19 protein-coding genes are annotated in these 19,785 nt (G+C 72.9%); 16 read left to right on the top strand and 3 right to left on the bottom strand.

Translation table 11 applies throughout. The annotated features are described in order from the left end of the window. Nucleotides 1–139: 139 nt before the first annotated feature. From IRX98_RS19725 to IRX98_RS19705, 5 genes are all read left to right on the top strand, one after another. Complete coding sequence (locus tag IRX98_RS19725; protein ID WP_224279678.1) at nt 140–796, top strand: Pr6Pr family membrane protein; 657 nt, start codon at nt 140–142, stop codon at nt 794–796. 71 nt (nt 797–867) lie between these two features. Beyond that, nucleotides 868–2,082, top strand: a complete 1,215-nt coding sequence (locus tag IRX98_RS19720; protein ID WP_224279676.1) for a hypothetical protein — start codon at nt 868–870, stop codon at nt 2,080–2,082. Next, a complete protein-coding gene (locus IRX98_RS19715; protein WP_224279675.1) occupies nt 2,079–2,474 on the top strand; it encodes a hypothetical protein in 396 nt (131 codons plus the stop codon). The genes IRX98_RS19720 and IRX98_RS19715 overlap by 4 nt, the downstream gene beginning before the upstream one ends. Further along, entirely contained in the window at nt 2,467–2,841 is a 375-nt protein-coding gene (locus tag IRX98_RS19710; protein ID WP_224279674.1) for a hypothetical protein, read from the top strand. Before IRX98_RS19715 ends, IRX98_RS19710 begins: the two co-directional genes overlap by 8 nt. Nucleotides 2,842–2,879: 38 nt before the next feature. Then, nucleotides 2,880–3,890 (top strand): aldo/keto reductase family protein, encoded by a 1,011-nt coding sequence (locus tag IRX98_RS19705; protein ID WP_224279673.1) that lies wholly within the window; start codon nt 2,880–2,882, stop codon nt 3,888–3,890. A gap of 130 nt (nt 3,891–4,020) precedes the next feature. Here IRX98_RS19705 and IRX98_RS19700 read toward each other — a convergent pair whose 3' ends face one another. Then, nucleotides 4,021–5,286, bottom strand: coding sequence for an MFS transporter (locus tag IRX98_RS19700; protein ID WP_224279672.1), 1,266 nt, complete (start codon nt 5,284–5,286; stop codon nt 4,021–4,023). Between the two features lie 93 nt (nt 5,287–5,379). Here IRX98_RS19700 and IRX98_RS19695 point away from each other — a divergent pair, with 93 nt between their 5' ends. The 5 genes from IRX98_RS19695 (at nt 5,380) to IRX98_RS19675 (ending at nt 9,692) form a co-directional block, all read left to right on the top strand. After that, nucleotides 5,380–5,766 (top strand): ArsR/SmtB family transcription factor, encoded by a 387-nt coding sequence (locus tag IRX98_RS19695; protein WP_372456100.1) that lies wholly within the window; start codon nt 5,380–5,382, stop codon nt 5,764–5,766. Then, a complete protein-coding gene (locus tag IRX98_RS19690) occupies nt 5,763–6,512 on the top strand; it encodes a cation diffusion facilitator family transporter (RefSeq protein ID WP_224279671.1) in 750 nt (249 codons plus the stop codon). Before IRX98_RS19695 ends, IRX98_RS19690 begins: the two co-directional genes overlap by 4 nt. Next, complete coding sequence (locus IRX98_RS19685; RefSeq protein ID WP_224279670.1) at nt 6,512–7,411, top strand: cation diffusion facilitator family transporter; 900 nt, start codon at nt 6,512–6,514, stop codon at nt 7,409–7,411. The genes IRX98_RS19690 and IRX98_RS19685 overlap by 1 nt, the downstream gene beginning before the upstream one ends. Nucleotides 7,412–7,465: 54 nt before the next feature. Beyond that, entirely contained in the window at nt 7,466–8,086 is a 621-nt protein-coding gene (locus tag IRX98_RS19680) for a DUF2238 domain-containing protein (protein WP_224279669.1), read from the top strand. 109 nt (nt 8,087–8,195) lie between these two features. Beyond that, nucleotides 8,196–9,692 carry a gamma-aminobutyraldehyde dehydrogenase gene (locus tag IRX98_RS19675; RefSeq protein ID WP_224279667.1) on the top strand — a complete coding sequence of 499 codons (1,497 nt, stop codon included), beginning with the start codon at nt 8,196–8,198 and terminating at the stop codon, nt 9,690–9,692. 127 nt (nt 9,693–9,819) lie between these two features. Here IRX98_RS19675 and IRX98_RS19670 read toward each other — a convergent pair whose 3' ends face one another. Together IRX98_RS19670 and IRX98_RS19665 are read right to left on the bottom strand one after the other, a co-directional pair. Continuing rightward, complete coding sequence (locus tag IRX98_RS19670) at nt 9,820–10,155, bottom strand: cupin domain-containing protein (RefSeq protein WP_224279665.1); 336 nt, start codon at nt 10,153–10,155, stop codon at nt 9,820–9,822. 52 nt (nt 10,156–10,207) lie between these two features. After that, nucleotides 10,208–11,803 carry a PucR family transcriptional regulator gene (locus IRX98_RS19665; protein WP_224279663.1) on the bottom strand — a complete coding sequence of 532 codons (1,596 nt, stop codon included), beginning with the start codon at nt 11,801–11,803 and terminating at the stop codon, nt 10,208–10,210. A 138-nt stretch (nt 11,804–11,941) separates the two neighbouring features. Between IRX98_RS19665 and IRX98_RS19660 the strand changes: the two genes are divergently transcribed. The 6 genes from IRX98_RS19660 to IRX98_RS19635 all read left to right on the top strand — a co-directional run bounded on the left by IRX98_RS19660 (nt 11,942) and on the right by IRX98_RS19635 (nt 19,755). Then, entirely contained in the window at nt 11,942–13,354 is a 1,413-nt protein-coding gene (locus IRX98_RS19660; RefSeq protein WP_224279662.1) for an NAD(P)/FAD-dependent oxidoreductase, read from the top strand. 131 nt (nt 13,355–13,485) lie between these two features. Next, a complete protein-coding gene (locus tag IRX98_RS19655; RefSeq protein WP_224279660.1) occupies nt 13,486–15,030 on the top strand; it encodes a CoA-acylating methylmalonate-semialdehyde dehydrogenase in 1,545 nt (514 codons plus the stop codon). Beyond that, nucleotides 15,023–16,402 carry an aspartate aminotransferase family protein gene (locus IRX98_RS19650; protein WP_224279658.1) on the top strand — a complete coding sequence of 460 codons (1,380 nt, stop codon included), beginning with the start codon at nt 15,023–15,025 and terminating at the stop codon, nt 16,400–16,402. The genes IRX98_RS19655 and IRX98_RS19650 overlap by 8 nt, the downstream gene beginning before the upstream one ends. 67 nt (nt 16,403–16,469) lie before the next feature. Next, nucleotides 16,470–16,727 carry a GlsB/YeaQ/YmgE family stress response membrane protein gene (locus IRX98_RS19645; RefSeq protein WP_207083425.1) on the top strand — a complete coding sequence of 86 codons (258 nt, stop codon included), beginning with the start codon at nt 16,470–16,472 and terminating at the stop codon, nt 16,725–16,727. Nucleotides 16,728–16,839: 112 nt separating this feature from the next. Beyond that, entirely contained in the window at nt 16,840–18,204 is a 1,365-nt protein-coding gene (chrA, locus tag IRX98_RS19640; protein ID WP_224279657.1) for a chromate efflux transporter, read from the top strand. A gap of 45 nt (nt 18,205–18,249) precedes the next feature. Continuing rightward, nucleotides 18,250–19,755, top strand: coding sequence for a fused MFS/spermidine synthase (locus IRX98_RS19635; protein WP_224279656.1), 1,506 nt, complete (start codon nt 18,250–18,252; stop codon nt 19,753–19,755). Nucleotides 19,756–19,785 lie beyond the last annotated feature (30 nt).

Here is a 19,785-nt window from a genome sequence, read left to right as displayed (position 1 = left end):
GGGGCCTCCTATGCCTGTGGATAGGTCGAGCAGGCCACTCCTGCCCGACAACCCACGTACATGCATGTGAGAGGCCCCGGCCCGCAACCCCCTCACGCCGAGGCGGTCACGTCATACCGTCTGACCGCCACCTGCTGACATGACCGTCGCCCGCGCCCGGTCGGTCCACCTGGTCGTGGCCGTCGTCGCCTGGGCGGCGGTGGTCCTGCAGCTCGTGCTGGTGCTGCTCGGCTCGGCGGTCCTGGTCGAGGAGGACCCGCCCGGCCGCGCGGAGAGCGTCTACCGCTTCTTCGCCTACTTCACGATCCAGAGCAACCTGCTCGTCGCGCTCACCTCGACGGTCCTCGCGCGCGAACCGGCCCTGGACCGCCGGGGCTGGCGCGTCGCCCGCCTCGCCGGCCTGGTCGGGATCACCGTCACCGGCCTCGTCCACTTCTTCCTGCTGCGCCCGCTGCTCGACCTCGACGGCGCGGACTGGGTCGCCGACAAGCTGCTGCACATGGTGGTACCGGTGCTCGCGCTCGCGGCCTGGGCCCTGGTCGGGCCCCGCCCGCGGATCGGCGTGCGCGAGTCGGCGTACGCCCTGTGCTGGCCGCTGGCCTGGCTGGTGTGGACCCTGGCGGTGGGTGAGGTCGACGGCTGGGTGCCCTATCCCTTCCTCGACGCAGGCACCGAGGGGTGGGGCGCGGTGGCGGTCGTCAGCGTCGGCATCACGGCGCTGTTCCTGCTGCTCTTCGGCGCGTTCGGGTGGCTGGACCGCAGGCTCGCGGCGGTGCCGCGAGGCGACACGCGCTGAACCCGCGGGCCCGCGAGGTTTGGTGCGGACCGGCACGCGGAAGGATGTCCGCGTCCGGAAGGAGACCGACGTTGAACGACATCGTCATCAAGTACGAGACCCTGGCCCTGACCCAGCAGGTGCTCGAGCGTCAGCACGGCCACGCCCAGCAGATGGCCTCCTACATCCGGGCCCAGGGTGACATCGGCGATGCCACCGGACTGCTGCTCCAGGTCTTCGACCCGCTCTCGCGCGCGGCGGTCCAGACCGCCGGCTACGCCATGGACGCACTGGCCTCGCTGGAGCAGGCCGCCGCTGCGGCCGTCGGTGAGACCGCCGTCGACTTCCGCAACCAGGACGGCTCCGTCAGCGACTTCTTCACCACCCTCGGCGGTGAGCTCGGTGCGTGCGGCGGGGCCGCGGGCCCGACCGGCCCCTACCCCGACCTGCGCGGCCCCACGCTGCCCGCCGCGGGCGAGTCGGCCGGCGGGGACCACGGCAACGTCAACTCCTTCATCTGGGAGAAGGGCGCCGACACCGTCGGTGCCGTGGGTGACGGAGTGAGCGACGCCCGCCAGCTCATCGAGCGGGTGGGCGACCTCGGCAACGGCGGCCCGGTGCGCGAGCAGGTCGACGCGACGTCGTACCTCGTGGCGCCCAGCAACCCGGAGAACCCGGTGCAGGACCTGCGCTGGAGCGCGGGCGCGATCCTCGGCAGCATCGACTGGGTGGCCGAGCAGTTCCTCGGCTACTCGATCCTCGACCGCTGCATCTACCACCCCTTCGCCGGTGACTGGGAGGCGATCTTCCGCGCCTCGGAGGCGTGGAGCCACTGCGGCGACGCGTGCTTCGCCCTGGCCCGCAACCACGCCGGCCTGGTCGCCTCGACCGCGCAGACCTGGGAGGGCCTCTCCGGCCACTCGTTCCGCGCCACGATGACGTCGGTCTCGGGCGGCGCGCTCGGCATGCAGTACGCCATGGGCTACGCCAGCGACCTGGTCAAGAACATCTCCACCGCCTGCAAGCTCGCCGCGACGGGCATCGGCATGGCGCTGAACTTCATCGTCAACAAGCTGCTCAAGATGGCCGCGCAGGCGGCGACGCCGGTCCTCGGCTGGGCGGTCGGCGCGGTGACGCTCTACAGCGACATCGAGGCCATCGTGAAGAAGGTGAAGCTGATCTACACGATCATCGAGACCATCGCGACCGCGATCGAGGGCTTCGCAGAGGGCAAGATGGCCCTCATGGACAAGTACGAGGTCATCGCCGACGTGGTGTCGGGCTTCGGCCAGAGCGCTACCGCATGAGTGATCCGGGTGCGCAGGCCGACCCCGTCCTGGCGCGGCTCGAGGCGCTGATCGGCGGCCTGGAGCGCGAGGCGCGCGCCTCCGAGCGCGAGCTCGCCGACAGCGACCGCGAGCGCGCCTCCGCGGCCCGCGACGGCCGGATGGGACCGGAGTGGCAGCGGGTGCAGCGGCGCATCGATGCCGGCGAGACGACGGTGCTCGACGTCTTCTCCGGTCGCGACGAGTCGCCCGAGGCGGTCCGGCTGCGCGAGCTGTCGCGGACCAACCTCCAGTCGCTGCGCGAGACGATGCCGCCGGACCTCGCCGAGGAGGTCGAGGACAGCGACGAGGCCTTCGACCGGATGCGCGAGAGCGTGACGCGTCCGCCTCGGCGCGAGGTCGACGATGCCTGAGCCGACCGTCCGGCGCTGGTCGCGCCGCATCGTCCACCCGCGCCTGACCCTCACCACCACCGACGTCGAGGCCACGCTCCGGCAGGTCGAGGCGTGCCTGGTCGACGAGGGCTTCCGCAGCACGCCCGCCGACGACGGGTTCCGCGCGAAGCGCCGCCCGTGGATGTCGTGGCTCGCCGCAGCGGCCGCGACCTCGTGCGTGGTCCTCGTGGAGCCGACGTCCCCGACCACGGTCGTCGTCGACGTCGAGGACACCGGCAACCACCCGGCGCCCGACAGGGTCGCCGAGGCCCTCACCGACGCCGTACGCCTCCTCGCCTCCGCCGGCGTCGAGGTGCAGGCGGGCGAGTGGCAGGCCGTCCCCTGAGCAGACCGCCCTTCCGGGTGCCCCGCTAGTGTCGAGGAATGGAGTTTCGATACCTCGGCAACAGCGGACTGAAGATCTCTGAGATCACCTACGGCAACTGGCTCACCCACGGGTCCCAGGTCGAGAACGACGTCGCCACGCAGTGCGTGCGCGCCGCGCTCGACGAGGGCATCTCGACGTTCGACACCGCCGACGTCTACGCCAACACCGCGGCGGAGACCGTGCTCGGCGAGGCCCTGAAGGGCGAGCGTCGCGAGTCGCTGGAGATCTTCACGAAGGTCTACTGGCCCACGGGTCCCGGCGGCAAGAACGACACCGGCCTGTCGCGCAAGCACATCATGGAGTCGATCAACGGCTCGCTCGAGCGGCTGCAGACCGACTACGTCGACCTCTACCAGGCCCACCGCTACGACACCGAGACGCCGCTCGAGGAGACGATGCAGGCCTTCGCCGACATCGTCCGCCAGGGCAAGGCGCTATACATCGGCGTCAGCGAGTGGACCGCTGACCAGATCCGCGCCGGCGTGGAGCTGTCGAAGGAGCTCGGCTTCCAGCTGATCTCCAGCCAGCCGCAGTACTCCATGCTCTGGCGCGTCATCGAGGGCGAGGTCGTGCCGACCTCCGCCGAGCTCGGCGTCTCGCAGATCGTGTGGAGCCCGATGGCGCAGGGCGTCCTGTCCGGCAAGTACGTCCCCGGCCAGCCGCTGCCCGAGGGCTCGCGCGCCACCGACGACAAGGGCGGCGCCGACATGATCAGCCGCTTCATGAACGACGACACCCTGGCCGCGGTGCAGGACCTGAAGCCGATCGCCGAGGACTGCGGCCTCACCATGGCCCAGCTCTCCATCGCCTGGGTGCTGCAGAACGACAACGTCGCCGCCGCGCTCGTCGGTGCCTCGCGCCCCGAGCAGGTCGCCGACAACGTGAAGGCCGCCGGGGTGAAGCTCGACGCCGACGTCATGAAGCGCATCGACGACGCCCTCGGCTCGGTCGTGATCAGCGACCCGGCCAAGACGGCCGAGGGTGCGCCGAAGGGTCGCGTGGCCTGAGGCCTTCCGCCGCTCCTCCGTCCTGGGGGATCCCCGGCTGACCGGGGATCCCTCGGGTTGTCGGCCTCTGCACGCCCTGACAACCTGCGGGAGAGCCTGACAACCTCCGGCAGCGGGCGTACGCCGCGGCTCAGGACACCCGCGTCACCCGGTAGCGCACGAACGCCGGCACCGCGAGCGCGGCGAGCACGGTGAAGACCACGACCAGTACGCCGCCGCCGGCCGCCGCGACCGCGGCCCCGGTGGCTGCCGCGGTGGCGCCGTGGGCCACGTCGGCGACCCGGGGGCCGCCGGCGACCACGACGATGAAGATGCCCTGGAGCCGCCCGCGCACCTCGTCGGCGGCTGCCGACTGGAGCATCGAGGTGCGGAAGGCGGCGGACGCCATGTCGGCCGCACCGCCGACCGCGAGCATCACGACCGCCACGACGAGGAAGAACGCGGGTGCGAAGGGCGCGAGCATCGCCGCCACGCCGAAGCCGATCATCGCCACGCCCCACACCAGGATCGCGACGATCACGGCGAGGCCCTGCCGCTCCACGCGCGACACCCAGCCCGACAGCACGCCGCCGACCACCGCGCCCGCGGGGATCGCGGCGAAGAGCAGCGCGAAGGCCAGTCCGCCCTCGCTGGGCCCGCCGAAGTCGACGTCGGCCATCTCCGGGAAGAGCGCCCGCGGCATCCCGAAGACCATGGCGATGATGTCCACGACGAACGACATCATCAGCACCGGCTGGGTCCGCAGGTAGCGGAACCCGTCGATCACCGCCCGGATCCCCGGCGTCACCGTCACGCCCATCACCGGCAGCGGCGGGAGGCGTACGACGGCGCCGAGGGTCGCGAGCAGCGCGATCGTGTCGATCAGGTAGAGCCAGGAGAACCCGACCAGCGGGATCAGCGCCCCGCCGACGAGCGGACCGGCGATGCCGCCGGCCTGCATGACGGTCATGTTGAGCGAGTTGGCCGCGGGCAGCAGCTCCGGGCCGAGCAGGCGTGGCAGCAGCGCCGACCGGGTCGGCTGGTTGACCGCGAAGAACGCCTGCTGCACGGCGAAGAGGGACAGCAGCAGCCACACGTCCTCGGTGCCGGTGGCGGCCTGGAGCCAGAACCCGAGGCTCGTGAGGATCAGGCCGACCGTCGTGATGACCAGCAGCGTGCGCCGGTCGAAGACGTCGGCGAGCGCACCGCCCCACAGGCCGAAGACGACGAGCGGCACCAGCCCGAAGACGCCGGTCAGGCCGACGTAGGCCGACGACCCGGTCATCGCGTAGATCTGCGCCGGGACGGCCACGACCGTGAGCTGGGCGCCGATGACCGTGATGATGTTGGCCCGCCAGAGGCGGCGGAAGTGCGGGTTGGCCAGCGGGCGGGTGTCCGCCAGCAGTCGCCTGTCCACCTGCGCAGGTTAGGTCACGCGTACGCCGCTGCGCCGCGGGGGCCGGTCGGTCGGGGTTGGACCGATGCGCGCGCTCCCACCTATCATCGGCACATGGCGATGAAAGCGACTGATGCCGCTGCTCCGGACCGCGAGGTGGCGGACGGCCTCACGGCCGCAGCGTGCCTCTTCCACGGGTTCTCCGACACCTCCCGGCTGTCCATCGTGCGCCATCTCGCTCTCGGCGAGCACCGGGTCGTCGACCTCACGGCGCACCTCGGCCTCGCGCAGAGCACCGTCTCCCAGCACCTGGCGTGCCTCAAGGACTGCGGACTGGTCTCCTCCCGGCCCGAGGGGCGAGCCTCCATGTGGTCGCTCAACCACCCCGCGACCGTCATGGACCTGCTCGCCGCGGCCGAGAGGCTGCTCGCGCTGACCGGTGACGCGGTGACCCTGTGCCCGACCTACGGCGCCGGCTCGCTCCACGGCGGCACGTCGTGACCACCTCAGCAGCCCACGACACTGACGAGCGACGCAGGCTGGGCCGTCGAGCCCAGCTGCTCGCCGCCGCCTCGGTGTCCTACAACCTCGTCGAGGCGGTGATCGCCGTGACGGCCGGCCTCGTCGCCGGATCCGTCGCGCTCGTCGGCTTCGGGCTGGACTCGATGGTCGAGGTGTCCAGCGGCCTGATCATCCTGTGGCAGTTCCGCCACCCGTTGCCCGAGTCGCGCGAGCTCGTGGCGCTGCGGCTGATGGCAGTCTCGTTCTTCGCGCTCGCGGCGTACGTCGGCTTCGAGTCCGTCCGCGCCCTGGTCAGCGGCCATGCCCCGGACGCCTCCCCCGTCGGCATCGCACTGGCCGCTGCCTCACTGCTGGTGATGCCGTTCCTGTCGTGGGCGCAGCGCCGCACCGGCCGTGCGCTCGGGTCGAACGCAGTCGTCGCGGACTCGACCCAGACGCTGCTGTGCACCTACCTGTCCGCGGTGCTGCTGGTCGGGCTCGTGCTCAACGCCACGCTCGGGTGGTCGTGGGCGGACCCGCTCGCGGGGCTCGTCATCGCGGTCGTCGCCGCCAAGGAAGGGCGCGAGGCATGGCGCGGCGAGGGCTGCTGCGCACCCGTGTCGGGGCAGGCGCAGGCAGACCGCGACGCCGGGTGCTGCGGTGACGGTTGCGGCTGCACCCCGTCCGAGGTGCTCACCGTCGGCTCCGCCCGCGATGAACGTCCGAGTCGCGACGGAGGATCCTGATGGGCGCAGGACACGGGCACGGCCACGCCGGCGCCCGGCACCGCTGGCGCCTCGCCGTCGCCTTCGGTCTCGTCGGGTCGTTCTTCCTCGTCGAGCTCGTCGCCGGCCTCGTCAGTGGCTCGCTGGCGCTGCTCTCCGACGCCGGCCACATGGCCGCCGACGTCGTGGCGCTCGGCGCGGCCCTGGTCGCCACGAAGATCGCCACGCGCCGGGACGACACCGGTCGCCGCACCTACGGCTCCTACCGCGCCGAGGTCTTCGCGTCCGGCTTCACGGTGCTGCTGATGCTCGGGGTGGCGGCGTACGTCGTCGTCGAGGCCGTACGCCGTGTGGGTGAGGTGGTCGAGGTGTCCTCCGGCCCGATGCTGGTCGTCGGCGCCCTCGGCCTGCTCGTCAACGTCGTCTGCCTGGCGCTGCTGCGCGGCGGGTCGAAGGAGTCGATCAACGTGCGCGGCGCCTACCTCGAGGTGGTGGCGGACACCGCCGGCAGCGTCGGCGTCCTGGTGGCGGGTGCCCTCGTCGCGCTGACCGGCTCGACCAGCGCCGACACCCTGGTGGCGCTCGCGATCGGCGGGTTCGTGGCGGTGCGCGCGATCGTGCTCGGCCGCGAGGTGCTGGCCGTCCTGGGCCAGCACGCACCGCACGACGTGGACCTCGCCGCGGTGGTGCGCGACCTCGAGCAGGTCCCCGGGGTCGCGCAGGTGCACGACCTGCACGCCTGGACGCTGACGTCGGGGATGAACGTCGCCACCGCGCACCTCGTGCTCCGCGTCGGCGCCGACTCGCAGGTCGTGCTGGGTGCCGCCCGGGTGACGCTGCGCGAGGGCCACGGCATCGACCACGCGACCCTCCAGGTGGAGGTCACGCCCGCCCGCGAGTGCCACGAGGCGACGTGGTGACACACTGGCCGCCGTACGCGCCCGGTCCGCACGGCGCCACGAGACGAGGTGCACGTGTCCGAGGCAGTGATCGAGCATCCCGCGACGCCCACGCTCGCCAAGAGCGCCAACGTCCTGGCGAAGGGCGCGCTCGTGCTGCTCCTCGTCTTCGCGGTGGCCTACCCCGACCAGGCCAACCTGCGTGACAAGGCCGCCGGCATGCGGGCCATCGGCTACCCGCTCGTGTCCTTCACGATCCCGGTGCTGTGGTGGACGCTGTGGCGCGACCGGATGTCGTTCCCGTGGCTGCCCGACCTCCTCATCACGATCACCTGCTTCTCCGACATCCTCGGCAACCGGATGGACCTCTACGACACGGTCGTGTGGTTCGACGACTGGATGCACTTCGTCAACACCGGCCTCCTCGCCGCCGCGTTCGTCCTGCTGACCCTGCCCCGCGACGTCGGCTTCGGTCGTGTGCTCGAGCGCTGCCTCGCCTTCGGGGCGACCGTGGCGATCGCGTGGGAGGTGGCGGAGTTCTTCGCCTTCATCAGCCGCTCGACCGAGCGGGAGTTCGCCTACGCCGACACGCTCGGCGACCTTGCCCTCGGCACCGCCGGCGCCGTCGTCGCGGCCGTCGTCATCCACCGTGCCTGGCGCCGCGGGTACCTGGTGCACCCCCACCCCCCGCGCTGAGCCGACGATCCGGCGTGCCGGCACGGCGATCCCGACGGTCCGTCGGTGGCCGCGCCGCTCGCACGGGAGCGAGGATGGGCGCGGCCCGACCGGACCCGAGGAGCGCACCGTGACCACCCAGCCCAGCACCGACACCAGCAACATGATCGGCGGCGTCGCCGGCACCGGCACCGGCCCGGAGCAGTCGGTCGTCGACCCCTCGACCGGCGAGGTGATCTGGCGCTACCACGCCGACGAGCCGGCCACGGTCGACGCCGCAGTCGCGGCGGCAGCGACGGCGTACGCCGAGTGGTCGCGCGCCACTCCCGCCGAGCGCTCCGGTGCGCTGGTCGCCCTCGCCGCGCACCTCGAGGGCATGGCGGAGGAGCTGGCGCAGGCAGAGACCGCGCAGACGGGCAAACCGATCCGACTGAGCCGGGAGTTCGACGTGCCCGGCTCGATCGACAACGTGGCCTTCTTCGCCGGCGCGGCCCGCCGCCTCGACGGGCACGCGTCGGGGGAGTACTCCGCCGACCACACCTCGACGATCCGGCGCCAGCCCCTCGGGGTCGTCGGGTCCATCGCGCCGTGGAACTACCCGCTCCAGATGGCGATGTGGAAGGTCCTGCCCGCGATCGCGGCGGGCAACACGATCGTGCTGAAGGCCGCGGAGAACACGCCCCTCACCACGCTGATGCTGGCCGAGGCCTGCGCCGCCGTGGGCCTGCCGGCCGGTGTCGTCAACGTCGTCAACGGTCCCGGACCGCTCACCGGCGAGGCGCTGGTGACCCATCCGGGGATCGCGATGACGTCCTTCACCGGATCGACCGCCGTGGGCCGCCACATCGCCAGCCTCGCCGCCGCCAACGGCACCCGCCTCCACCTCGAGCTCGGCGGCAAGGCGCCCTTCGTGGTCTTCGACGACGCCGACCTCGACGCCGCGATCCGGGGAGCCGTCGCCGCCAGCCTCATCAACACCGGCCAGGACTGCACCGCTGCCACCCGGGCGTACGTCCACCGGTCGCGCCTCGACGCCTTCGTCGAGGGTGTCGCGGACCTCATGTCACGCGTACGACTCGGCGCGCCGACCGACGAGACGACCGACCAGGGGCCGCTCGTGTCCTTCCGGCAGCGCGACAAGGTGGCCGCGATGGTGGAGCGCGCGGTCGCCGCGGGCGCGACGGCCGTCACCGGCGGCAGGGTGCCCGGGGGCGAGCTCGCCGACGGCGCCTACTACGAGCCCACGCTCCTCGTCGGGGCCGCCCAGGACAGCGAGATCGTGCAGGAGGAGACCTTCGGCCCCGTGCTGGCGGTGCTGCCCTTCGACTCCGACGACGAGGCGGTCCGCCTGGCCAACGACGTGCCCTTCGGGCTCGCCGCGTCGGCCTGGACCCGCGACGTCTACCGCGCGCAACGGGCCGCCCGCGAGATCGACGCCGGCACGGTGTGGGTCAACGACCACATCCCGATCATCTCCGAGATGCCGCACGGCGGGATGAAGGCGTCGGGCTACGGCAAGGACATGTCGAGCTACTCCTTCGAGGAGTACACCCAGGTCAAGCACGTGATGGCCGACATCACCGGCGTGGCCGCCAAGCCCTGGCACACGACGATCTTCGACCTCTGAGGTGCTGTCCGACGGCTGAGGGATCCCCGGTCACCCGGGGAAACTGGAGCCTTGCCCCCGAAACTTCGCGGGGGAGGCTCCACTTTCCCCGGATATCCGGGGATCGCGACAGGGGGGCGGCCCCGCCTCAGGGCTCCATCCCCGTGAAGTAGACCTTGCGCAGGGTCTCGCGGACCGTCCACGTGGTCCGGTCGCCGGCGCGGAGCCGGACGGTGGAGGACGGGCCGAGCTCCAGCACGGTGCCGTCCTCGAACTCGACCGTCGCCGACCCGGACAGCACGACGAAGACCTCGTCGACCTCGACGTCGGTGGCGGTGCCGGGCGTCATCTCCCAGACCCCGACCTCGGCGCCGGCCACGGCGGCCAGCGCCCGCGAGCCGGCGTACGGGTCACCCTCGACGACCGTCGAGGGCTCGACCGGGCTCAGCCGGCACGGCTCGTCGACGTCCAACATCCGCTGCATGGTGACGATCCTGCCGCCGCGTGGACGCCGTCGGCAGGGACGTGGTGTCGGCTCAGGACCGCGATCGCGACAGATCGTCGGCCAGCAGCGCGAGGTGCAGGGACAGCCGCACCTCGGGGTCGTCGAGGACCGTCCCGAGGACACGCTCGATCTTGGCGAGCCGGTCGTAGAACGCTGCCCGGGACAGGTGCAGGCTGGCGGCGGCGTCGGTCTTGCTCGCCGGGTGGTCGAGCAGCGCCCGCAGCGCCGGGAGCAGGCTGCCGCGGCCGACGGGTCCCGCGTCGGCCTCGCGCAGGGACCTCAGCTCGCGCTCGGCGAAGACCCGGATCCGCTCGTCGTCGCCGAGGAGCGCGAGCAGGCCCCGCACGTGCAGGTCGGCGAGGCGGTGGACCACCGGTGAGGCGTCGTCGGAGGCCGGGACCGCATCGGCGACCTGCCCGGCCTCGAGCAGCGAGGTGTCGATGCCGTCGAGGGTGTCGGTGGGCCGGCCGGCGGCCACCACCAGCGGGCTGAGCGCCTGCACCCGCGCGGCGATCCGGTCGGCGGCGACGTCGGGGTCGGAGGTGGCCGGGACCGACAGCAGCACCCGCGCCTCGCGGTCCACCTCGCACACCAGCGCCGGCACCCTCAAACCGTGCGCGGCGCGGACGAACGCCGAGACGACCTCGGCGGCGTCCTGCACCCGGCTCGCCAGCGGCGGGCGGGCCACCAGGCCGAGGAAGCGCCGACGTCGCGTGGGGAACCCGGCCACCTCGCACCGCTCGAGGAGTCCCGGGGCGTCCGGGTCGCTCCGCAGCCCCTGCACCAGCTCGAGGTGGACCCGACGTACGACGTTGTCGCGGTCGCGGTCGTGCAACCGGTGCAGCGCCAGGGCCGCCGCCGCGCGCTCCGCGACCGCCACCAGCCGCTGCGAGGGCCGCTGCGGGGAGGCGATGACGAGCCGGCCCCAGTCGCGGTCGTCGCTGCCGAGGCGGGTGACGAGCCAGCCGAGCCGCTCGTCCCAGCCGGTGCGGCGGGCGATGGTGACGCGCGACGAGCGCGCCTGCCAGTTGTCGAGGAACCCGGCCGAGGGCGCGGTGCCGGTGAAGAAGTCGAGCGGGCGGTGCTCGGCGTTCTCCAGCACGACGGGCCCGCCCGTCAACCGGCACACGGCGTCGAGGATGTCGGCGGGCCCCGCCTGGGCGAAGCTCAGCTCGGTGAAGGTCTCGTGGACGCGCTGCGCCTCGACGAGCTCGTCGAGCTGGACGTCGACGACCCGCTCGCCGATCGCCTGCGTCAGCGCCGCGAAGCGGGTCTCGTGGGTGAGCACGACCAGCGGCACCGACTGCTCGCGGCAGGCCGCCACGAGCGCGGGCGGCACGGCGTCGCTCCAGCGGCGGCCGAGCTCGACCACCAGGCCCGAGCTCTCGGCCTCGGCCAGGTCCGCGGCGAAGCGGCGCCAGCCCTTCTCGTCGGAGTCGTCGGGCAGCCCGGTCCCCATGGTCAGCACCAGGTCCCCGGGACGCAGCAGGGGCACCACGTCGCGCTGCTCGGTGGCGTGCGCCCATCGGATCGGGCGGGCGAGCCCGTCCTCGCCGGCGACCACCACCGGCTCGGCCCGCTGGAAGGCGGGGAGCTGCAGCACTTCGGCGACGGTCAGCTGCGACATGGCACGAGTGTTCCAGACCTCCTCCGACGATGTGTCGCACTCTGGGCGCGGTCCCCGACGTTCTGGCGCCCGTGGTGCGCACGCGGGAGCGCCACACTCGGAGCACCGCAGCCGCTGCCCCACCCCGGAGACGAGCCCGTGCCCGCACGACCCGCGCCCACCGCGTACGAGCGGCACGCCCCCGACCCGCGGCTGGTCGAGCAGGCGCTGGCGCCCTCACGGCAGGCCGTCTTCTGGCTCGAGGACTCCCACGACGTGCCCGCGGCGACGCCGCTGGCCGCCTCGACCCGGGCCGACCTGGTCGTCGTGGGTGGCGGCTACCTCGGCCTCTGGACGGCCGTGCTGGCCAAGCGGCGCGACCCGGGCCGGCACGTCGTGCTGCTCGAGGCGCAGCGCATCGGGTGGGCGGCGTCGGGTCGCAACGGTGGCTTCTGCGAGGCCTCGATCACGCACGGCGAGGCCAACGGGCGGGCGCGCTGGCCCGACGAGTACGACGTCCTGGACCGGCTCGGCCGACAGAACCTCGACGCCTTCGAGGCCGACGTGGCGTCCTGGGACCTGGATTGTGAGTGGGAGCGCACCGGGGTCGTCCACGCCGCCGTCGAGGAGCACGAGCTCGACTGGCTCGGGCCCGACCGGCTGGACGCCGCGGGGGTCCGGGCGCTCGTCGACAGCCCGCTCTTCCTCGGTGGCCGCAAGGTCGCCGACGAGGCCGCGATGGTCCACCCGGCGCGGCTCGCGCACGAGCTGGCGCGGGTCGCCCGCGAGCTGGGGGTGGAGGTCCACGAGGGCTCCGCGGTGGAGGGGCTGTCGCGTGACGCCTCCGGTGCGGTGCGCGTCGAGACCGCGCGGGCCACGGTGCTGGCCGACCGCGTGGTGCTCGCGACCAACGTCTTCCCCTCGCTGCTGCGCCGCGCCCGCGCGATGACCGTCCCGGTCTACGACTACGTCCTGATGAGCGAGCCGCTGACCCCCGAGCAGCGGGCCTCGATCGGGTGGTCCGGGCGCGAGGGGCTCGGCGACCTGGCCAACCAGTTCCACTACTCGCGGCTGACCGCGGACGACCGGATCCTCTACGGCGGCTACGACGCCGTCTACCACCTCGGCGGACGGTTGAAGGCCCACTACGAGGACCGGCCCGAGAGCTTCACGCGGCTCGCCTCGCACTTCCTCGCCACCTTCCCGCAGCTCGAGGGCCTCTCCTTCACCCACCGCTGGGCAGGCGCCATCGACACGTGCACCCGCTTCGCCGCGTTCTACGGACTCGCGCACCGCGACCGGGTGGCGTACGCCGCCGGGTTCACCGGGCTCGGGGTCGGCGCCACCCGCTTCGCGGCCGAGGTGCTGCTCGACCTGCTGGCGCACGAGCGGACCGAGCGCACCGAGCTCGAGATGGTGCGGCGTCGTCCGCTGCCCTTCCCGCCCGAGCCCGCCGCCGCGATCGGCATCAACCTCACGCGCCGCTCGCTCGACCGCGCCGACCACCGGCAGGGCCACCGCGACCCGTGGCTGCGCGCCCTCGACGCGGTCGGGCTCGGCTTCGACTCCTGACGGCCGCGCAGCGGGGAGCAGCGACAAGGCGTCGACCTCGAGGCGGCGATCCGACGGATCGTCGGGCGCCGTGCGCGGTCGGGGCGGCGAGGATGGAGCCGTCCGCCCCACACCAGCCAGGGAGCACCCGCATGACCACCTCGATCACGCACTGGGCGGACGGCCGTCGCCTCGACGGCGCCTCCGACCGGTGGGCCGACGTCACCAACCCCGCCACGGGCCAGGTCTCCGGCCGGGTCGCGCTGGCCGACGAGGCGGACGCCGCCGCCGTCATCGCCTCCGCGTCGCGCGCCGCCAAGGCGTGGGGGGAGGCCTCGCTGGCTGCTCGCACGCAGGTGCTCTTCGCCTTCCGCGAGCTGCTCAACAGCCGCAAGGGCGAGCTCGCCCACCTGATCACCGCCGAGCACGGCAAGGTGCACTCCGACGCGCTCGGCGAGATCGCCCGCGGCCAGGAGGTCGTGGAGTTCGCCTGCGGCATCTCCCACCTGCTCAAGGGCGGGCACAGCGACAGCGCGTCGTCGGGCGTCGACGTGCACTCCAAGCGCTCGCCGCTCGGCGTGGTGGGCATCATCAGCCCCTTCAACTTCCCGGCGATGGTGCCGATGTGGTTCTTCCCGGTCGCCATCGCGGCCGGCAACGCGGTGGTCCTCAAGCCGAGCGAGAAGGACCCGTCCGCGGCGCTCTGGCTGGCCGAGCTGTGGAAGGAGGCCGGCCTGCCCGACGGCGTCTTCAACGTCCTCCAGGGCGACAAGGTCGCCGTCGACGCGCTGCTGCAGTCGCCTGAGGTGGCCGCGATCAGCTTCGTCGGGTCCACCCCGATCGCGCAGTACGTCTACGAGCAGGCCAGCCGCCACGGCAAGCGCGTGCAGGCCCTGGGCGGCGCGAAGAACCACATGGTCGTCCTGCCCGACGCCGACCTCGACCTCGCCGCCGACGCCGCGGTCAACGCCGGCTACGGCTCGGCCGGCGAGCGCTGCATGGCGATCAGCGTGCTCGTCGCGGTCGAGCCGGTGGCCGACGACCTCGTCGCCCGCATCGCCGAGCGCACCCGCACGCTGCTGATCGGCGACGGTGGCACGAGCGCCACCGAGGCCGCCGGCAAGGACGGCGAGGCGGCCAGGGAGGCCGACATGGGTCCCCTGGTGACCCGTGCCCACCGCGACCGGGTGGCCGGCCTCATCGACTCCGGCGAGGCGGCCGGGGCCAAGGTCGTCGTCGACGGTCGCGACGTGCAGGCTCGCGGTGCCGAGGACGGCTTCTGGCTCGGACCCACGCTCTTCGACCACGTCACCCCCGACATGGAGATCTACCGCGAGGAGATCTTCGGCCCGGTCCTCTCGGTCGTGCGGGTGGCGTCGTACGACGAGGCGGTCGCGCTGGTCAACAGCAACGACTACGGCAACGGCACGGCGATCTTCACCAACGACGGCGGTGCGGCACGACGCTTCGAGAACGACGTCGAGGTCGGCATGATCGGCGTCAACGTGCCGATCCCGGTGCCGGTGGCCTACTACTCCTTCGGCGGCTGGAAGCGCTCGCTCTTCGGCGACACCCACGCCCACGGCACCGAGGGCGTGCACTTCTTCACCCGCGCCAAGGTCGTCACCACCCGCTGGATCAACCCCGCCGCCCGTCCCGAGGGCGGCCTCGAGCTGGGATTCCCCCGCAATGTCTGACACCACGGCCGCCCGGAGCGGCGTACGCACCTTCGACGACCCGGCGCGGGCCTACGAGCTCGACCGTCGCCACGTCTTCCACTCCTGGTCGGCCCAGGCCGCGCTCGACCCGATGGTCGTGACGAAGGCCGAGGGCTCCCACGTCTGGGACGGCGAGGGCAACCGGCTGCTCGACTTCACCTCGCAGCTGGTGTTCACCAACCTCGGCCACCAGCACCCGCGCATCGTCGCGGCGATCCAGGAGCAGGCCGCCACCCTCTGCACGGTCGCCCCGGGCCACGCCAACGGCGCCCGCTCGGAGGCGGCGCGGCTCATCGCCTCGCACACGCCGGGCGACCTGGACCGGGTCTTCTTCACCAACGGCGGAGCCGACGCCAACGAGCACGCCATCCGGATGGCCCGGCTGCACACCGGCCGCCACAAGGTGCTCTCGACCTACCGCAGCTACCACGGCGGCACCCACCTCGCGGTCAACGTCACCGGCGACCCGCGCCGGTGGGCCAGCGACCACGGCTCGACGGGCACGGTCCACTTCTTCGGGCCCTTCCTCTACCGCAGCGCCTTCGCCGCCAGGACCGAGGACGAGGAGTGCCAGCGCGCGCTCGCCCACCTCGAGCAGGTGATCGCGCTCGAGGGCCCGGCCACGATCGCGGCGGTCATGCTGGAGTCGATCCCCGGCACCGCCGGCATCATGGTGCCGCCGCCGGGCTACCTCGCCGGCGTGCGCGAGCTGTGCGACCGGTCCGGGATCATGCTCATCGCCGACGAGGTGATGTCGGGCTTCGGCCGCGCGGGGAAGTGGTTCGCGATCGAGCACGGCGCCACCGACGGCGAGGTCGTGCCCGACCTGCTCACCTTCGCCAAGGGCGTGAACTCCGGCTACGTCCCGCTCGGCGGCGTCGCGATCAGCGGGGCGATCCAGCGCACCTTCGACGACCGGGTCTACCCCGGCGGCCTGACCTACTCCGGCCACCCGCTGGCCTGTGCCGCGGCGGTCGCCACCATCGAGACGATGGAGGCCGACGCTGTCGTGGAGCTGGCCGCACGGCTCGGTGACGAGGTCCTCGGGCCCGGGCTCGCGGAGCTGGCCGCGCGCCACGAGTGGATCGGCGAGGTGCGCGGCACCGGCGCCTTCTGGGCTGTCGAGATGGTGGCCGACCGCGCGACCCGCGAGCCGCTGGCGCCGTACGGTGCGAGCAGCCCGGAGATGAATGCGATCCTCGCCGCGTGCCGGCGCAGGGGGATGCTGCCCTTCGCCAACTTCAACCGCATCCACGTCGTGCCGCCGCTCACCATCACGCCCGACGAGGCGCGCGAGGGCCTGGCCATCCTCGACGCGGCGATCGGCGAGGTGTCGGGGAAGCAGCGATGAGCGCGCGAACCCCTACGCTCGACGCAGGGCGTCACCACGACGCCCGTCAAGAGCCAAGGAGCAGCACATGATCGGATTCCTCGTCGCCGGCCTCATCATCGGAGCGCTGGCCCGGCTCATCAAGCCCGGCAAGCAGAACCTGGGCATCCTCGCCACCCTCGGCCTGGGCCTCGTCGGCTCGGTGATCGGTGGCGTCATCGCCAACTTCTTCAACAAGGGCAGCATCTTCGAGCTCAACGTGCTGGGCTTCGTGCTCGCCGTCGTGTTCGCGGTCCTGCTGATCGGCGTGGCCGAGTCCGTGGCCGGCAAGAACAAGACCGCCTGAGCCACCGCAGCACCCACCGACGCCCCGGCCCACGGCCGGGGCGTCGGTCACGTCCGGGCTAAGTCGACCAGTCGGCTTGACTTTGCTCCCACGGGCGCGGTCCCATGCAGCCATGGGCACCGGCTCCAGCACGACCCGCGACGTCATCCCGCTTCGTGAGGCCGCGAGGACCTGGTTCGCCATCTCGCTCCAGACCTTCGGCGGACCCGCCGGGCAGATCGCGGTCATGCAGCGCACGCTCGTCGACGAGAAGCGCTGGATCGGCCAGCAGCGGTTCCTCTTCGCGCTGTCCTACTGCACGCTGCTCCCCGGGCCCGAGGCCCAGCAGCTGGCGACCTACGTCGGGTGGCTCCTCAACGGCGTGCGCGGTGCGCTGGTCGCGGGCGTCCTCTTCATCCTCCCCGGCGTCGTGGCGCTGCTGGTGCTCTCGGGGATCTACGTCGCCTACGGCGACAGCACGCTCGTCGAGTCGCTCTTCCTCGGCCTCGCGCCCGCCGTCATCGCGATCGTGGTGCAGGCCGTCGTCCGCGTCGGCCGCAAGGGTCTCGGCCACCCGGCCCTGGTCGCGCTGGCGGTGCTGTCGTTCGTCGCGCTGACCTTCTTCGCGGTCCCCTTCCCGGCGGTGGTCGCCGTCGCCGCGCTCCTCGGCTGGGTGCTGGGGCGCCGGATCCCGACCCTCACGCACCCGCCGCGCGCCGCGGTCGACGACGGCCCGGCGCCGCTGATCAGCGACGACGCGCTGCACTCCGAGCGCCCGACCACCCGCCGGTCGGCACTGGTCCTGGCCATCGGCCTCACCGCGTGGTTCGCCCCCGTCGCCATCGCCGCGGTGCTGTTCGGCCGCTCGAGCATCTTCGTCGACCAGGGCCTCTTCTTCTCCGGGGCAGCGGTGGTCACCTTCGGCGGGGCGTACGCCGTCCTGGCCTACGTCGCGCAGCAGGCGGTCAGCGTCTACGGCTGGCTGGCGCCCGGCGAGATGGTGCGCGGCCTCGCGCTCGCCGAGACCACCCCGGGGCCGCTGGTGATGGTGGTGCAGTTCGTCGCCTTCGTCGGTGCCTACCGCGCGCCAGGCGGGCTGGACCCGTGGGTGGCGGCGGTGCTCGCCGCGCTGCTCACCACGTGGGTGACCTTCGTGCCGTGCTTCCTCTTCATCCTGCTCGGCGCGCCCTACGTCGAGCGCCTGCGCGGCAACCGGGACCTCGCCGCCGCCCTCGCCGGCATCACCGCCGCGGTCGTCGGCGTGATCGCCAGCTTGGCGGTCTTCTTCGCCCTCCACACCCTCTTCGCCGACACCGCCCGCCTCACCGCGGGCCCGCTCGACGTGGAGTACCCCCTGCTCGCCTCCCTCGAGTGGCCGTCGCTGGCGATCACGGTGCTGGGTTGCGCGCTGGTCTTCTGGCGCGGGTGGTCGGTGCTCCGCACGCTCGGCGCCTGCGCGCTGGCCGGCGTCGTGCTCGGCCTGGCACTCGCCGCCTGAGGGGCGTACGCCGCACCGGTTGCGGCCGTCGGCGAGGATCTGCGCATGACGAGCGACGAGGCACCGGCACCTGAGTCGACCAGCGGACCGGGGCTCGGTCCGTGGGTGGCCGCCGCCCTGGTCTTCGGCTCGTCGGCGGCGGTGCTGGTCGTCGAGCTGGTCGCGCTGCGGCTGCTGGCGCCCTACTTCGGCCTGACCCTCGAGACGAACACGATGGTGATCGGGCTCGCGCTGACCGCGATCGCCGCGGGCACGTGGGCCGGCGGGTGGAGCGCCGACCGCGTTGCGCCACGGCACCTCCTCGGTCCGCTGCTGGGCATCTCCGGCGCCGCGGTCGCGCTGACGCCGACGCTGGTGCGGGGCTCCGCGGCCACCAACAGTCCCGGACTGCTGCTGCTCATGGCCACCCTGTCGATCCTCGTGCCGGGCGCGCTGCTGTCGGCGGTGACGCCGGTGGTGATCAAGCTGCGTCTCACCAGCCTCCAGCAGACCGGCAGCGTGGTCGGCCACCTCTCCGGCGTCGGCACGGTGGGTGCGATCTTCGGCACCGTGGTGACGGGCTTCGTGCTGATCTCGCGGGTGCCGGTCAGCGGGATCCTCGTCGGCCTCGGGGTCGCCCTGCTCGTGGCGGCGGTGGCCGTGCAGGTCGCCGGGCGTCGCGGGCGCAGCGACGTCGTGCTCGCGCTCGTGGTGGCGCTGGCCGGGCTCGGCGCGGCGGCCGCGCCGAGCGGCTGCGACACCGAGACGACCTACCACTGCCTCGCGATCACCACCGACCCCGAGCGACCCACCGGCAGGACCCTCGTGCTCGACGGGCTGCGCCACTCCTACGTCGACGTCGAGGACCCGACCCACCTCGAGTTCGCCTACATCGAGGCGATGGCCTCGGTCACCGACACTGCCTTCCCCGAGGGCGAGGCGCTCGACGCCTACCACCTCGGCGCCGGCGGCCTGACGATCCCGCGCTACCTCGCCACCACCCGCACCGGCACCAGCAGCCGAGTGTCGGAGATCGACGCGGGCGTGGTCGAGGCCGACGTACGCCTCCTCGGCGGCTCGCTGCCCGAGGGCGTCGAGGTCGACGTCGAGGACGGCCGCCTCGCGATCGACGACCTCGAGCCCGCAGCCCTCGACCTGGTCGTGGGCGACGCCTTCGGCGGCGTCAGCGTGCCGTGGCACCTCGCGAGCGTCGAGGCCGTCGGCGGCCTCGAGGAGGCGCTGGCCGCGGACGGGGTCTACGTAGCCAACCTCATCGACTTCGGTCCGCTCGACTTCGCCCGCGCGGCCGTCGCGACGACGGCCGAGGTCTTCGACCACGTCGCGCTGCTCGCCGAGCCGTCGTCGCTCGCCGGGGAGGAGGGGGGCAACCTCGTCGTGGTCGCGTCAGCCTCACCGCTCGACATCGCTGCTGTCGAGGACCGGATGGCCGAGCGCGACCTCGCGTGGGGCGCGCTCGAGGGCGAGGACCTCGACGCGTGGGTCGGCGACGCCCCGGTGCTGCGCGACGACTACGCCCCCGTCGACCAGCTGCTCACGCCCTACGCGCGCTGATCCGTCGTACGCGGGCAAGGTCACACCCTC

The sequence above is a fragment of the Nocardioides lacusdianchii genome, assembly GCF_020102855.1.
GTDB lineage: Bacteria > Actinomycetota > Actinomycetes > Propionibacteriales > Nocardioidaceae > Nocardioides > Nocardioides lacusdianchii.
Note: the sequence above shows the minus strand (reverse complement) of the source record. Positions and strands in the feature narration are given on the sequence as shown.